This window comes from Curtobacterium sp. 314Chir4.1 (assembly GCF_900215175.1).
In the GTDB taxonomy this organism is placed as follows: Bacteria; Actinomycetota; Actinomycetes; order Actinomycetales; family Microbacteriaceae; genus Curtobacterium; species Curtobacterium pusillum_A.
Window position 1 is genome coordinate 296,130 of sequence record NZ_OCMI01000003.1, and the last position, 14,139, is coordinate 310,268.

Below are 14,139 nucleotides of genomic sequence, written 5' to 3' on the forward strand. Positions count from 1 at the left end.
TTGCGCTTGACATCGAAGGTATCGGTCGGGTGCTGCGTCAACCCGACGAGAGGTCTGCGAACACGATCAGATTGTCCGTGTAGTGCCCTGTGGCCGTGTCGAACGTGCCGTCGCAGGTGATGAGCCGCAGCTGTGGCGTGGGTGCGGTGCCGTAGACGTCGCTCGTCGGGAACGCGGACTTCGCCGCGCGCTCCGATCGGTCGACCGTGAAGGTCCGGGTGGTGCCGTCGGACATGGCGACGTGGACCTCGTCGCCGGCGACCAGTTCGTCGAGCCGGAAGAACACGGCCGCGGCGGTGGGGCTGTCGACGTGCCCGGCGATGACGGCTGGGCCGACCTGGCCGGGGACGATGCCGTCGCTGAACCAGCCGGCGCTGTCCCAGTCCTTCGGCGGGTCGAGTTCGCCGGCGGCACCGCGGTGGAGGTCCTCGAGGGAGGACGACACCCCGATGGCCGGGATGGTCACGCTGACCGGGGTCGCGTCGGAGCGGTCGGCGGGCGCCGCCGGGTCCTGGAACCCCGCGGCGGAGTTCCGCCCGGACGCCGTCGCGGACGGCGAGCTCGTGGTGCCCGCGGTCCGCGGCGCGTCGTTGGTCGTCGCAACAGCCACGCCCGCGACCCCGCCCACGACGACCACCGCCGCGACGACCGCGCCCACGACGACTCCGCGCCGCCGGGCCCACGGCCCGAGACTCGGCCGTGGCGACGTCGCTCGGCCTCGGGCCCGCGAGACCTGTCGCTCACCCCGAGACTCGGCCCCGCGACCCCCTGCCGCGCGGCGTCGGCCGGTCACGACGCCCCTCCTGCCGAGGTCCCGCATCCGCCGAGGACGTCCGAGGTCAGCATGGTCGCGCCGAGCGCCGCCCATGCGTCCCCGTAGTACGTCGGCGTGGTCGCGGCCGTCCGGTCCGCCCGACGGAGGTCGGCGGTCGCCGCGGAGGACTGCCCCGCCGCCTGCTCCGCCGCGGCCCGGGCCGCGTACGCCAGGGCGCTCGTGTCGCCGGTCACGGCCGTCCCGCCCAGGTCGAGCTGCGCGGCGAGCTGCGTGCTCCGCCGGAGCGTCGGCGCGATCGACCCCGCGAGGGACCGGTCCGCCGCCGCACACCCCTCGGCGTACCGGAGCGGCATCCGCATCGCGTCGTAGCCGTACAGCACGCGTCCGTCGCCGCCGGTCGCCGGCATCGGGTCGACGCTGCCGTCGGCGTGCACCTGTGACCAGTCACTCGGCAGGTCGGACTCGTCGAGCACCGCCGCGGTGACCGCACGGGACCCCGCCGACAGCGCCGTCCAGCGGTCGTCGCCCGTCGCCTTCGCGAGGACCGCGAACGCCGCGGGCGACGCGTACGAGGCGTCGTAGCGGTACGGCTCCGAGTCGGCCCACGGCCCCGGGAGCAGGATCGTGCCGAGGTCGGTCGTCGCGGTCTCGTGCTCGAGGATCGCGGACGCCATGGTCTTCCCCGCCGCCGTGTACCGCGACTCGCCCCACTCCGAGCCGGCGAGCACGAGGGCCCGTGCGGCGTCGAGGTCGGCGTCGCTCGCGGACTGCCCGTCGGCGACGCCCTCGTCGGGGGTCCACCGCCAGGCGAGCAGGTCGTCGTCGGTCAGCAGGTGCCGCTTCGTCCACGACCAGATCTCGCCGAAGGTCTTCCGGTCACCGTTCGCGTAGGCGATGAGCAACCCGTAGGCCTGCCCCTCGCTGACGGTGTCGCCGCCCTGGTCGGTGCGGACGACGCGGCCGTCGCGGACGTACCGGTCGAGGAAGTCCGTCCGGAGCTGCTCCGGTGAGCGCGCCGCGTCCGGTGCCGCGGAGGACGTCGGGGTCGACGCACCTCCGGCCTGCGGCGTGGGGTCGCCCCACGGGCGCACCGCGACGAGCGCGATGCCGACGGCGACGACCAGCGCGGCTGCGGCGGTCACGGGGATCCAGGTCCTGCGGGTCATGCGGCCTGCCTTCCTGAGTGGGTGCGGGGGTCGGACTGGAGGCGCGGATCACGTGAGCGGATCGGCTGCGGTGATCCGTGCCTCCAGGACGGTGCGTCAGCGGAACAGCGAACGGAGGGTCGCGATGGCCGCGTGGACTGCCTGCGTGGTCGGGTCGGCGGCTGCGCCGCCACCGCCGGTCTGCACGCCGCCGGACGGTGTCGAGGCCGTGGCCGCGGCGTCCGTGACCGGGACGACCGTGAGGTCGCCCTTGCTGTCGTCGAGCACGAACAGCGTCGAGACCGTGTTGCCGGCAAGGTCGACCTTGGCGGTTCCCTGCTGCCCACTGCCGGAGACGTCGAGCGTCCACTTGCCGGCGTCGACGGTGGCGTACTTCGTGGCGGTGCCGAACGCGGCGCCCTCGGCGACGGCGGTGCCCTCGGAGGTGCTCACGTCGACCTTCTTCGCGGTCGTCGCGGCCTGGACGAGCCGGAGCTTCGCCTTGCCGTCGCCCGGCTGCTGCAGGTCGTCCGTGAAGGCCGTCGTCTTCAGGGAGTCGTTCTTGCCGTAGGCGACGACGGTGCTCGCGTCGCCCTTGTCGACCGTGACGTCGGTGGAGATCACGGGCGTCGAGTCGGGGGCGTTCGCGGCGCGCATCGAGAGGACGTAGGTGCCGACCGGGAGCTCCTGGTACGGGCTGACCTGGCCGTAGGTGACGTCGTCGAGCTCGAACACCTTCTTGCCGCCGGACAGGCTCGACAGTTCGACGTCGACGCCCTTCGTGTCCGGGGAGAGGTGGCCGACGCGGAGCCAGCCCTCGTCACCCGTGGTGGCCGCGGGAGTGGCGGCGGTGGTGGCGCTGGCTGCGGTTGCTGCTTGCGGGGCGAGGCCGACGGCGGCGGCCACGAGGGTCGCGGCGAGGGCTCCGACTGCGAGGGTGCGGGTGTGGGTGCGACGAGGTGTGGGCATGGTGGTGCTCCTTCTGGTCGTGGTTCGGGTCTGGTGCTGCGTGGTCTCGGCGTTGTCGGTCTGCTCGGTCTGCTCGTTCGTGTCGTTCGTGTCGTTCGTGTCGTTCGTGTCGTCCGTGTCGTTCGTCTCGCTCGTGTCGCGAGCGGGCGTTTCCGGTCCGGTTCCGGGCCGGGACCCCGCGTGTTCCGCCCGCTCGCCGGACGCGCTCCCCCGACTCACGACCCCGTCCACGCGAGCCTCCACGCGAGCGGGCCTTTCCGGTCCGGATCCCGGGCCGGACCCTGCATGTTTCGCCCGCTCGCGGCCGGGGGCGGGCCCCTGACTCGCGACGCCGTCCGCGCGAACGTCCACGTCCACGCGAACCTCCACGCGAGCGGGCCTTTCCGGTCCGGCCCCGGGGCGGGACCCCGCGTGTTCCGCCCGCTCGCGGCCGGGGGCGGTCACGTGGCGCTCGTCGGCGTCGAGGTGGGGTCGGCGGGCGTGTACGTCACGGTGAGCTCCGAGCCGTCGCGCTCCACCGAGGCGGGGCGGAAGGCGTCGGACATCGCGTCGAGCGTGGCGGCGACCCGTGCGGCAGCCGAGGCGTCGGACGCGTCGAGGACCACCCGGCGGAACGGCTGCCCGGTCTCCCCCTCGAGCGGCGTGAACCGGTCGACACGGATCGCCCGGTCGGCGAGCACCTGGCCGAGCGCGATCATCGCCCGCGAGTCGACCTGGCCGGCACGGAACTGCGACTTCGTCCCGTCGTCCGCTCGGAGTGCCGGGTTGGCGGCCAGCTCGGTGCCCATCGTCTTGCGCAGGTCGGTCGCGCGGGTGATCGCGGCCTGCGCGGCGGTCGTGCCCTCGGAGTGGATCCGACGGACGTCGACCCGCTGGTTCCCGGTGCCGAACGCGGCGACGGACGTCGAGTTCTCGATCGCCTGCCGGATGTCGGACGACGAGTTGCCGCCGGTCCGCATGGAGTCCGTCGTGATGACGTAGTCCGAGTCCTTCCACCCGTTCGGCGACTGGCGTTCGACCGCGGCGTCGGTGTCGAGCTTGTAGTACCAGACGACGTTGTTCCGCGCGAAGCCGTCCTGCACGAGGTCGACCCACATGGCGTCGTCGACGAGCAGCCGGGAGGACTTCGGTACGTTGTCGCCGACCCACTCCTCGGCCTGCTGCATCGGCAGGTCGAGGTTGCCGAGCACGAACCCGCGCAGCTGGCCGCCCCAGAGCGGGACCGCCACGACGAGCGCCGCGGTGGTGACCGCCAGCCAGGTGATGCCGAGACCACGCCGGGTGGCGCCGCCGAGGCGCGTGCGGGTCCGGGTGCGACCGGCGACGGCCAGCACGGCTCGCTCGGCGGTGTACGCCACGAGCAGCGCCGCGAACGGGATGAGCATGATGACGTACGGCACGGGCAGGTACCCGTTCGGGCGGAACATCATGAGCAGCAGGAAGACGAGCATCGCGGCGATCGGGCGGACCCGGCGCAGGAAGAGCCCGACGACGGCGGCCACGGACCCGAGCACGATGAACACGGGGTCGAGTGCCCACCACTGGGACGCGGCCTCGTTCGCGAGACTCCCGGAGTCGAACACCGACCCCGACGCCGCGCGGGACCCGAGCTGGTAGGTGATGCCCTCCAACAGGCTGACCCGACCGGTCCCCGGCAGGAGCTCCCCCTTCACCGCGGCGAGCAGCAGGTAGCCGCCCCCGATCACGGCGAGCACGGCTCCGGCGACGCTCAGGGTGTACCGGCGGGTGCTCTTGTCGGCCCGGCGCACCGCGATCCAGATGAGGAACGGCAGCGCGAGCAGGTACGTCTCCTTCGAGAGCACGGCGATCCCGAGGCAGGCTGCGGCCCCGGCGAACCCGGCGAGCTGCTGGCGTCGGCTCAGCACGAGGACGAACGCGGCGAGGAGCCACGGCGTCGCGACGTTGTCGATGTACACGGTGCGGTGGTACTGCAGCGCGAGCGGCGACAGGGCGAACACGAGGCCTGCGGCGGCCGCTGTTGCCCGGCCGGTTCCGAGACGGCGGGCGAGGACGAACAGCAGGATGCTCGACACGGCAGCGAAGAAGACCATCGTCTCGCGCCCGGCCTCGACGGCGAACGGGTAGCGCGCGAACGCCCCGGTCAGCGAGGTGTACCCGGCGATCTGGATCCAGCCGAGCGGCGGGTGGTCGTACCAGTACGTGTAGTGCGTGATCTCGCCGAGGTGTGCGATCGCCCACGCCTGCGCGGTGTACGTGCCCTCGTCGTCGATGCGCTGCGGCGTGCCGGACATGTTCCACGCCTGGACGACGACCGTGACGGCGAGGACGGGCAGCAGCCAGCCGAGGCTCGCGGCGTGCCTGCGGAACCAGGCGCCGACGCCGGAGCGCTGGCCCGCGACGGCACCGCGGATCGGGATGCCCGTCGTGTTGGTGATGCTGGCGGTCATCGGGTCCCTCCAGTGGTCGAAGCAGCTCCGGCGGTCGAACCGGCGAGCTGACGGTCATCCGAGCGATCGGGCGAATCCGACCCACGCGTCGTGACGGCGTTCGCGAACCCGACGACCTCGGCCGGCTGGCCAGCCGTCCGGTGCTGCCCGGTGTGCTCCGTCTTCTCCCACCCGTTCTGCCCCTTGGCGTGCCGGACGACGGCGCGGACCGCGGCAGCGGCGAGGAACACCTGGTACGGCACGAGACCGAGCACGAGCTTCACGTAGTCGCGGACCCGCACGCGTTCGCCGTAGATCCGGCCGAACTCGTTGAGCCCCACGACCTCGACCGCGAGCAGCATCAGCGTCGGCGCGAGCGGCACGAAGGAGACGAGGGCGATCGCCGTCGGCACCTTGACGAACAGGATGATCACGACGCTCAGCGGGATGAGGAGGCCGGTGGCCGCCTGGATGAACGGCATCGTCAGCATGTAGCGCGCGAAGAACCGCTGTCGGAAACTCGGCAGCTTCTTCCACTCCCCCTTGCCGAGCACCTGCAGGAAGCCCTGGTTCCACCGGGTCCGCTGCTTGAGCAGGGAGGCGAAGGTGGGCGGGGTCTCCTCGCGGGTGACGGCCTCGGGGCTGTACGCGACGACGACCTTGGCGCCGTCGGCGGAGAGCCGGACGCCGAGTTCGCAGTCCTCGGCGAGGCAGTGCGCGTCCCACCCGTTGGACCACTCGAGCCGCGAGCGGGTGACGAAGACGGTGTTGCCGCCGAGCGGGATGAACTTCGAGCCGGCGTGGAAGTGCAGGCGCGAGCGGAACCAGAAGTAGTACTCGAGCACGTTGCGGAGCGACCACCAGCTCGACTTGAAGTTCATGAGCTGCACGCCGCCCTGCACCACGTCGGCGTCGGTCTCCTGGAAGCGCGAGTCCACCAGGGACAGCAGGCGCGGGTAGACCTCGTCCTCGGCGTCGAACACGCCGACGATGTCTCCAGTGGCGTACTGCAGCGCGAGGTTCATCGCCTTCGGCTTGTTCTTCGGCGCCGTGTCGTCCACCACGACGCGGATCAGCGAAGGGTGACGGGCCGCGGCGGCACGCACGACGGCGTCCGTCTCGGGGTCGTCCTCGCCGACGATCGCGATGATCTCGAAGTCGGGGTGGTCCTGCTTCGCGAGCATGTCGAGCGTCTCGCCCATGACGTCCTGCTCGTGGCGGCCGGGCACGAGCAGCGTGAAGCGGTGCGCTGCCGGGCGTGGGCTCTGGCTGAAGCTCGTCGACTTCAGCGCGTCGCGCGACCGCCAGGCGTGCAGCATCCACCAGAGGGTGGTGAGCGCGATGATCGTGAGCAGCACGGAGACGGCGACGAGGGTCGAGTACCCGATCCACTCGCCCAGCGACCAGGCGCCCTGCGAGACCTGACCCGAGCCTCCCGTCGGGACGTCGGTCGTGCCCCGGTTCGGGACGCCGGACGGAGCGGTCCCCTCGTTGGGCTGGAGCAGCGGCCCGGCGGCCGTCAGCAGCGTGGCGGAGATGGTCATTCGGCGAGCTCCTTCGCGTGAGCGTCGGTGGAACGGAAGACGAGGGCCTTGTACGCGGCGAACCGGAACGCGGTGCCGAGCACGAGGCCCACCCCGTTGCCGGCGACGTTGTCGGCGAGGGTGGAGGTGAAGCCGAGGACGTAGTGCGAGACGAACAGGCAGGCTGCGGCGATGCCGAGACCGATGAGGTTCGTGGCCGCGAAGAGGAGTCCCTCGCGGAGCGTCTCTCGCCGACCGGTCTGGCGTTCGGCGCGGAACGTGATGAACCGGTTGCCGACCCAGGCGACGGCGGTGGACACGACGGCGGAGACGATCTTCGCGGCGATGGGCCCGTCGGGCATCACGGTCGCGCGGAGGAGGTTGTAGACGCCGAGGTCGATGACGAAGCAGACGGCGCCGATGCTGCCGAAGGACACGAGCTGGCGGGCGAGGGTCACCAGCCGCGCGAGGGTCGCGCGCGGTGGGACGGGCACCGCACCGGTGGCGGACGGCACCACAACGGGGGTATCGGTTCGGGTCATGCCCCCGATTCGGGGGGCTTCTCGGGGTGGTTTGGGTGGGGTACAGGCTTACGGATGCCTCTGCCAGTTTCGCGACACGTGCTGTTCACATGCGGGTCGCGGTGGACGCGACCCCACGACGGACTGGAGGCGCGGTGCCAGCTGGCACCGCGCCTCCAGTCCGGGGCTGGTCGCGCTTACGCGGGGCGCGACGCCGGGCTGACCGTCTTCGACGCGTCGCGTTCCGGGATGTCCCCCAGGGCCGCGTCGATCGCGGCGAGCGCGTCGGCGTCGAGCGTGACGCCGGCGGCCTTGACGTTGTCGGTGACCTGCTCCGGACGCGAGGCGCCGACGATCGCGCTCGCGACGTTCTCGTTCTGGAGCGTCCACGCGATCGCGAGCTGGGCGAGCGTGAGCCCGGCCTGGTCGGCGACGGGCTGGAGGCGCTGGACGGCCTCGAGGACCTCGTCGCGCATGAACCGCTTGATCATGTCGGCGCCGCCCTTCTCGTCCGTGGCGCGCGAGCCCTCGGGGAGCGGCTGACCCGGCTTGTACTTGCCGGTGAGCACGCCCTGCGCGATGGGCGACCAGACGATCTGCGACAGGCCGAGCTGCTTCGAGGCCGGGACGACCTCACCCTCGATGACCCGCCACAGCATCGAGTACTGGGGCTGGTTCGAGATGAGCTGGAAGCCGAGCTCCTTCGCGAGGGCGGCGCCCGCACGGATCTGCTCGGCGTTCCACTCGCTGACGCCGATGTAGAGCGCCTTGCCCTGACGGACGACGTCGGCGAAGGCCTGCATCGTCTCCTCGAGGGGGGTCTCGTGGTCGTAGCGGTGCGCCTGGTAGAGATCGACGTAGTCCGTCTGGAGCCGCTCGAGCGACCCGTCGATCGACTCCATGATGTGCTTCCGGCTGAGGCCGGTGTCGTTGTGGCCCTTCGGGCCGGTCGGCCAGTAGACCTTCGTGAAGATCTCCAGCGACTGACGACGCTCGCCCTTGAGTGCTTCGCCGAGGACCGTCTCGGCCTTGGTGTTGGCGTACGTGTCGGCGGTGTCGAACGTGGTGATGCCGGCGTCGAGCGCTGCCCGCACGCACTGGGTGGCGACGTCGTTCTCGACCTGCGAGCCGTGCGTCAGCCAGTTGCCGTAGGTGATCTCGGAGATCTTGAGTCCGGAGTTGCCCAGGTACCTGAATTCCATGGTGTCGACGCTACCGGTCTTCCGGACGCCCAGAGGGGCCGTGCGAGTACCTGCCGCGGGCGCGCGGCGTGGGGCCCGGGGGCGGCCGAGGCGTTCCTGGCTAGCCGAGGACCGCGAGCGGGCGGTATCCCCACGCGACCGCCCCGAAGCCGGATGCTTTCCGCCCGCTCGCGCCGCGCCTCCAGGCCGGGCCGTCCTTGTCGGCCCGTCCTTGCCGGCCCGTCCTTGCCGGGCCGCCGGGCGGCCGGGCCGCCGGGCCGCCGTCCTGACCGCGAGCGGGCGGAATACCCACGCCACCACCCCGAAGCCGGACGCTTTCCGCCCGCTCGCGCCGCGCCTCCAGGCCGGGCCGTTCCTCCACAATCCCGCTCCGCTCGGCTTCGTCCACAGATCGACCCGTGGGTGCCCCGACCGGCGGCCATCCCCGCAACGCTGTCCCCATGCAGCTCGAGGCGACGTTCCCGATGGCCCTCCGGGGCCGCCCGTTCCGCGTCCGGGAGGCCCTCCATCGCGGCGTCAGCGCCGGCCGCCTCCGGACCCGTGCACTCCTGCGCCCGTTCCACGGCATCCGTGCGTGGACGCGCCCGACCACCCACGAACAACGCGCACGAGCAGTCCTCCCCCGCCTGCGCCCCGACCAGGTGTTCAGCCACACCACGGCTGCGGCGATCCTCGGCATCCCGCTCCCGCGTCGACTCGAACGCGACCCCCGTATCCACGTGACGACCCTCGGGACCGACCAGGCGATCCGGGTGCGTGGGACGGTCGGACATCGCGCGCGTCGCGGGCGCGTCCGAGTCGTCCACTCGGGGACGGCAGCACTCACCCACCCGGCGGACACGTTCATCGCCCTGGCGACGCTCCTCAGCCGCGACGAGTTGATCGTGGTCGGCGACGCACTCGTCGGGTGGCTCGGCTGGTGCGATCGGGATGAACTCGTCGCAGCGGCCCGTCGGTACCGCGGCGCGCGGGGCATCCGCCGGGTCCGCGCAGCGCTCGAGGAGATCCGCCCGGGCTCGCGCTCGCCGGGAGAGACGCGCCTCCGCTTGGCGCTGACGCGGCGGGGCCTCCCCCAGCCCGAGCTGAACCACGACGTCGTCGTCGACGGCCGCTGGGTAGCATGCGTCGATCTCGCCTACCCGGCAGCCCGGGTGGCGATCGAGTACGAGAGCGACCTGCACCGCACGGACGACCGCACGTTCCGCAAGGACCTCACGCGCGGCGAACACCTGAAGGACGTCGAATGGTGGCTCGTCCGCGCAACCGCCGACGACGTCGGCGCGGACGTCGAGGTCTTCGTCTCGCGGGTCCGTCGCCTGATCGACGGGGTGTCGACCGGGAGGCACGACACGCGTCCGAGACGTCGTCTCGCGACATCGAGATGAACATTGGTTGACGCTTCAACCAAACGGGTGCACAATGGGCTAGCATCAGCTTCGATGCAGGCGCATGGAACTGGGGTTCCGTCCGACGCCTGCTCGGGAACGCAGACCACAGCTTCGAAGGAGTCACCATGACGCTCACCGCCACCACCATCCCCGGCTACCAGACCGGCACCTGGAAGATCGACCCGACGCACTCCGAGGTCACCTTCTCGGTCCGCCACCTCGCCATCAGCAAGGTCAAGGGCAAGTTCGAGACGTTCGACGCGACCGTCGTCACCGCCGAGAACCCGCTCGAGTCGACCGTCGAGGCGAACATCGACGTCGCGTCGATCAACACCGGCCAGGAGCAGCGCGACCAGCACCTCAAGACGAGCGACTTCTTCCTCACCGAGGAGCACCCGCAGCTCACGTTCCGCTCGACGGGCATCGAGGCCAAGGGTGACGACCTGCACATCGCCGGCGAGCTCACCCTGCGCGGCGTCACCAAGCCGGTCGTCCTCAAGGCCGAGCTCGGCGGCTTCACGACCGACGGTTACGGCCAGGTCAAGTTCGGCGCCGAGGCGACGACGAAGATCGACCGCACCGAGTTCGGCGTGAACTGGAACGCAGCGCTCGAGGCCGGCGGCTTCACGCTCGGCAACGACGTCACGATCAACCTCGACGTCCAGTTCGTCCTCCAGGCAGCCTGACGCCCGACGGACTCCGCAAGCCCCGGGTCCGTGCGATGCGCGTGACCTGAGGGCACCGAACCGCAGCACCCTGCAGCACCCGAGACGAACGGCCCGGCTCCTCCCCAGGAGCCGGGCCGTTCGCCGTGTCCAGCGCGCCCGGGCGCTCGTGTGCACGTTCGGGGGCGGGGGCGGGCGGGGGCGGCCTCGCGCGAGCGTGGGGCGGCCTCGCCGCGCGCGAGCGGGGGCGGCTTCGCCGCGCGCGAGCGGGCGAAACACGCACGCCTTCAGGCGCGAACGCACACGGATTGACCCGCTCGGCGCCCGGCCTCCCGCGATGTCGCGGACGCACTCGGGCGGTAGACGCCCGACCGAACGACCAACCGGGCGCGCGGGCGAGCGGGCGGAATCGGTAGCCGATCCCGCTTGTCCACTGCGTACTTCGCCCGCTCGCGCCGACGAAGCTCCCGTGACCGAGCCCGAGCCCGAGCCGACGCCGGCATGACCGCGCCAGGCACAGCATGCGCCCCGACCAAGCGCGAGCGGGCGGAACGCGTCGAGACTCCCGACAGACGAGGCGGTATTTCGCCCGCTCGGCACCCCGCGTGAGCAGTAGCGTGAGGACAGTTCCGTGCATTTCGCCCGCTCGGCGGCTCGGGGAATCGAGACCGCCGGCGGACGGTTGCAGGAAAGGCCCGTTCGCGCGCCGGACAACACCCCGACACCGAACGAGCCAGAGCCAGAGCCACAGCCAGCACCACCCCGAAACCGAACACGCGCACGAAGCACCCCACGAACAGGAGCACCACCATGGCCACCGACTGGATCGCGTTGCAGGCCCTCGCGGCAGCCGAGTTCGGCCGCCGCGTCGCCGCCGTGACGGACTGGGACGCCTCCACTCCCGACTCCGAGTGGACCACCCGCGACCTCGTGCAGCACGTCGTCGACGAGCAGCGCTGGATCCCGAAGCTCCTCACGGGGTGCGACTACGCCCAGGCCGAAGCGGACCTCGAGTCGATCGGCGACGACCTCGCCGCCGAGTGGGCGAAGTTCGCCACGGCAGCGACCGAAGCCTGGCGGAACACGCCCGCTGACGTCCCGGTGCACCTCAGCACGGACGTCGTGCCCGCCGGTGAGTACCTCACGGAGCAGACGAGCGACATCACGATCCACACCTGGGACCTCGCCCGAGCGACCGGGTCCGACGAGTCCCTGCCGGACGAGCTCGTCCGCGCCGTGTGGGAGTACTTCGAGCCGCAGATCGAGGACCTCGCGGCCACCGGCCTCTACGCGCCCCCGGTCGAGGTCGGCGAGGACGCCCCGCTCCAGGTCCGCCTCCTCGCCGTCACAGGCCGCGATGCCAGGGTGAGTGCATGAGCACGACCGAAACCGCCCGCTCGGCGAGCAGGCCGACGACGACACAGACGAAGACAAGCGGTCCGGCGCAGACACCGGCACCCGCGACCACCCGCCTCGGCGCCACCGGCCTCGAGATCAGCAGCGTCGTCCTCGGCATGATGTCCTACGGCGATCCCGACCGCGGCGCCCACCCCTGGAGCGTCGGTATCGACGAGGCCCGCCCCTTCGTCCGCCGCGCCTTCGAGGCCGGCATCACCACGTTCGACACCGCCAACGTGTACTCGGCCGGCAGCTCCGAGGAGATCACCGGCACCCTCCTCGAGGAGCTCGCCCCGCGCGAGGAGGTGCAGGTCTTCACGAAGGTCTTCAACCGGATGCGCCCCGGACGGAACGGCGCCGGGCTGTCCCGCGCCGCGATCATGCACGAGATCGACGCGTCGCTGACCCGGCTCGGCACGGACTACGTCGACCTGTACCAGATCCACCGTTTCGACCCGCTCACGCCGGTCGAGGAGACGATGGAGGCCCTGCACGACGTCGTCAAGGCCGGCAAGGCCCGCTACATCGGCGCGAGCAGCATGTGGGCGTGGCAGTTCGCCGAGATGCAGCACGTCGCTGAGCTGCACGGCTGGACGCGGTTCGTGAGCATGCAGGACCAGTACAACCTCCTCGAACGCGAGGAGGAGCGCGAGATGCACCCCTTCTGCGCGCACACCGGCGTCGGCGTGATCCCGTGGAGCCCCCTCGCCCGCGGCAAGCTCACGCGCCCCTGGGACGCGCAGGGTTCCGGGAGCCGGGCGGACACCGACGAGTTCGGCAAGACGCTCTACCGGCAGGACGAGGACGCCAACCGCGCGATCGTCGACGCGGTGCAGCAGGTCGCCGAGGCCCACGACGCGAGCATGGCCCAGATCGCCCTGGCGTGGGTGATGCGGCAGCCCGCGGTGAGCGCCCCGATCGTCGGCGCGACGAAGGAGCACCACATCGACGACGCGGTGACCGCCACCACGATCGAGCTCACGGACGACGAGGTGACGCGACTCGAGTCCGCGTACACGCCCCGGGTGCCGTCCGGTTTCTGACGCACCCACCAGACGGCCCGGAGGTGGGCCCCACCAGCCGGTACCGGCGCACCGCGCCAGCGGGGTGACGGCCGAGCCTGGAGGGACGGTGCCAGCTGGCACCGCGCCTCCAGGCTGTCAGACGGTTGCTTCCGGAGCCCCGCGCGCGCTGTCCAGCCGCGCGATCCGGACGAGCGCCGCGCGCTCCGTCCCGGGTTGGTGACCGAGCACGGCACCGATGCCGTCCAGCACGAGCCCGGCGGTCCGCTTCACGGGGAACTCGACCGGCCCCACGGCCGGCGTCCGCAGCCGCAGCATCGAGCGGTGCCGGGGGTCGAGCGAGGCGACCGCGCCACCGAAGAGCGCGCGGTACCCGGGCCGCAGCATGTACGCGAGGGGCGGGTCCTTGATGAAGCGGACGACGTCGAGCGTGCGGGCGGTCACGGCGAGTTCGCCGCGGTCGAGGTACCCGTTCATCTGCTCGCGGAGCTCGGCGTCCGACTCCGGCGCGTCCGCCACGCCCATGAGCCGTCCCGCGATCGCCCACTCCCGGACGTAGGCGTCGGCGCCTCCCGGGATGGGTTCACCCCAGAGCTGTGCGCTGCGGAGGAACGCGTCGGTGAAGGCGAGGTGCACCCACCTGGCGAGGTCCGGGTCGTTCGCGGCGTACGGCTTCGTCACTCCGTGGCCGTCGACGTACTCCCCGCGGACCCGCTCGTGCAGCTTCCGCACCCAGGCACTCGCGCCGTCGGCGGCAGCGGTGTCCCCGTGCGACACCGTGTAGATCCACCGGACCGTGCCGGCGAGGCGTCCGAACGGGTCCTCGCGGTAGCGGGAGTGGTCGGCGACGCCCGCGAGCGCCCCGGGGTGCAACGCCTGGACGAGGAGCGCGCGGACCCCGGCGAGGATCGTCTGCCGACCGCCGTGCACCGACCAGGTGGCGGAGCCGGGTCCGAAGTAGCCGGCGTCGGTGCCCTGTTCGAGCTCGTCGATCCAGGCCGGGCGCTCCGTGGCGCCCCCGGTGAACGTGTCGTTGAGACGGGAGCGGAAGGCATCGGCGACGGACGGCATGCGGCCATCGTCCGTCCTGCCCCTGACAGCGCGCTCGGCGTCGGGCCGGCAC

General features: G+C 71.9%; 12 protein-coding genes. 4 read left to right on the plus strand and 8 right to left on the minus strand.

Translation table 11 applies throughout. From position 1 onward, the window contains the following. Positions 1-37: 37 nt before the first annotated feature. The 7 genes from CRP27_RS10390 to CRP27_RS10420 form a co-directional block, all read right to left on the minus strand. Complete coding sequence (locus CRP27_RS10390) at positions 38-658, minus strand: class F sortase (RefSeq protein ID WP_217990726.1); 621 nt, start codon at positions 656-658, stop codon at positions 38-40. Positions 659-789: 131 nt separating this feature from the next. Next, entirely contained in the window at positions 790-1,941 is a 1,152-nt protein-coding gene (locus CRP27_RS10395; protein ID WP_097180601.1) for a glycosyl hydrolase family 8, read from the minus strand. 96 nt (positions 1,942-2,037) lie between these two features. Next, complete coding sequence (locus CRP27_RS10400; protein WP_141399741.1) at positions 2,038-2,889, minus strand: DUF4397 domain-containing protein; 852 nt, start codon at positions 2,887-2,889, stop codon at positions 2,038-2,040. A gap of 440 nt (positions 2,890-3,329) precedes the next feature. Then, the gene (locus tag CRP27_RS10405) at positions 3,330-5,318 is read right to left on the minus strand and encodes a glycosyltransferase family 39 protein (protein ID WP_097180603.1); all 1,989 of its coding nucleotides are present in this window, start codon (positions 5,316-5,318) and stop codon (positions 3,330-3,332) included. Next, entirely contained in the window at positions 5,315-6,841 is a 1,527-nt protein-coding gene (locus tag CRP27_RS10410) for a glycosyltransferase (protein ID WP_176505553.1), read from the minus strand. The genes CRP27_RS10405 and CRP27_RS10410 overlap by 4 nt, the downstream gene beginning before the upstream one ends. Beyond that, a complete protein-coding gene (locus tag CRP27_RS10415; RefSeq protein WP_097180604.1) occupies positions 6,838-7,362 on the minus strand; it encodes a GtrA family protein in 525 nt (174 codons plus the stop codon). Before CRP27_RS10415 ends, CRP27_RS10410 begins: the two co-directional genes overlap by 4 nt. A 176-nt stretch (positions 7,363-7,538) precedes the next feature. Next, on the minus strand, positions 7,539-8,543 hold the full coding sequence (locus CRP27_RS10420; protein WP_079238504.1) for an aldo/keto reductase family protein: 1,005 nt from the start codon (positions 8,541-8,543) through the stop codon (positions 7,539-7,541). Positions 8,544-8,983: 440 nt separating this feature from the next. Here CRP27_RS10420 and CRP27_RS10425 point away from each other — a divergent pair, with 440 nt between their 5' ends. The 4 genes from CRP27_RS10425 to CRP27_RS10440 all read left to right on the plus strand — a co-directional run bounded on the left by CRP27_RS10425 (position 8,984) and on the right by CRP27_RS10440 (position 13,037). Then, positions 8,984-9,928 carry a hypothetical protein gene (locus CRP27_RS10425; protein WP_097180605.1) on the plus strand — a complete coding sequence of 315 codons (945 nt, stop codon included), beginning with the start codon at positions 8,984-8,986 and terminating at the stop codon, positions 9,926-9,928. Between the two features lie 128 nt (positions 9,929-10,056). Continuing rightward, entirely contained in the window at positions 10,057-10,617 is a 561-nt protein-coding gene (locus tag CRP27_RS10430; RefSeq protein WP_097180606.1) for a YceI family protein, read from the plus strand. Positions 10,618-11,406: 789 nt separating this feature from the next. Further along, a complete protein-coding gene (locus CRP27_RS10435) occupies positions 11,407-11,973 on the plus strand; it encodes a TIGR03086 family metal-binding protein (protein WP_097180607.1) in 567 nt (188 codons plus the stop codon). A 137-nt stretch (positions 11,974-12,110) separates the two neighbouring features. Beyond that, on the plus strand, positions 12,111-13,037 hold the full coding sequence (locus CRP27_RS10440; RefSeq protein ID WP_255257578.1) for an aldo/keto reductase: 927 nt from the start codon (positions 12,111-12,113) through the stop codon (positions 13,035-13,037). A 117-nt stretch (positions 13,038-13,154) separates the two neighbouring features. Here the strand turns inward: CRP27_RS10440 and CRP27_RS10445 are convergent, their stop codons facing one another. Next, complete coding sequence (locus CRP27_RS10445; RefSeq protein ID WP_097180609.1) at positions 13,155-14,087, minus strand: oxygenase MpaB family protein; 933 nt, start codon at positions 14,085-14,087, stop codon at positions 13,155-13,157. Between the last annotated feature and the right edge of the window lie 52 nt (positions 14,088-14,139).

What these genes read in the sequence shown, in the direction of transcription:
- CRP27_RS10395 (WP_097180601.1), bottom strand. Translation starts at nt 1,941, where the DNA reads ATGACCCGCAGGACCTGGATCCCCGTGACCGCCGCAGCCGCGCTGGTC.
- CRP27_RS10400 (WP_141399741.1), bottom strand. Translation starts at nt 2,889, where the DNA reads ATGCCCACACCTCGTCGCACCCACACCCGCACCCTCGCAGTCGGAGCC.
- CRP27_RS10405 (WP_097180603.1), bottom strand. Translation starts at nt 5,318, where the DNA reads ATGACCGCCAGCATCACCAACACGACGGGCATCCCGATCCGCGGTGCC.
- CRP27_RS10410 (WP_176505553.1), bottom strand. Translation starts at nt 6,841, where the DNA reads ATGACCATCTCCGCCACGCTGCTGACGGCCGCCGGGCCGCTGCTCCAG.
- CRP27_RS10415 (WP_097180604.1), bottom strand. Translation starts at nt 7,362, where the DNA reads ATGACCCGAACCGATACCCCCGTTGTGGTGCCGTCCGCCACCGGTGCG.
- CRP27_RS10420 (WP_079238504.1), bottom strand. Translation starts at nt 8,543, where the DNA reads ATGGAATTCAGGTACCTGGGCAACTCCGGACTCAAGATCTCCGAGATC.
- CRP27_RS10425 (WP_097180605.1), top strand. Translation starts at nt 8,984, where the DNA reads ATGCAGCTCGAGGCGACGTTCCCGATGGCCCTCCGGGGCCGCCCGTTC.
- CRP27_RS10430 (WP_097180606.1), top strand. Translation starts at nt 10,057, where the DNA reads ATGACGCTCACCGCCACCACCATCCCCGGCTACCAGACCGGCACCTGG.
- CRP27_RS10435 (WP_097180607.1), top strand. Translation starts at nt 11,407, where the DNA reads ATGGCCACCGACTGGATCGCGTTGCAGGCCCTCGCGGCAGCCGAGTTC.
- CRP27_RS10440 (WP_255257578.1), top strand. Translation starts at nt 12,111, where the DNA reads ATGATGTCCTACGGCGATCCCGACCGCGGCGCCCACCCCTGGAGCGTC.
- CRP27_RS10445 (WP_097180609.1), bottom strand. Translation starts at nt 14,087, where the DNA reads ATGCCGTCCGTCGCCGATGCCTTCCGCTCCCGTCTCAACGACACGTTC.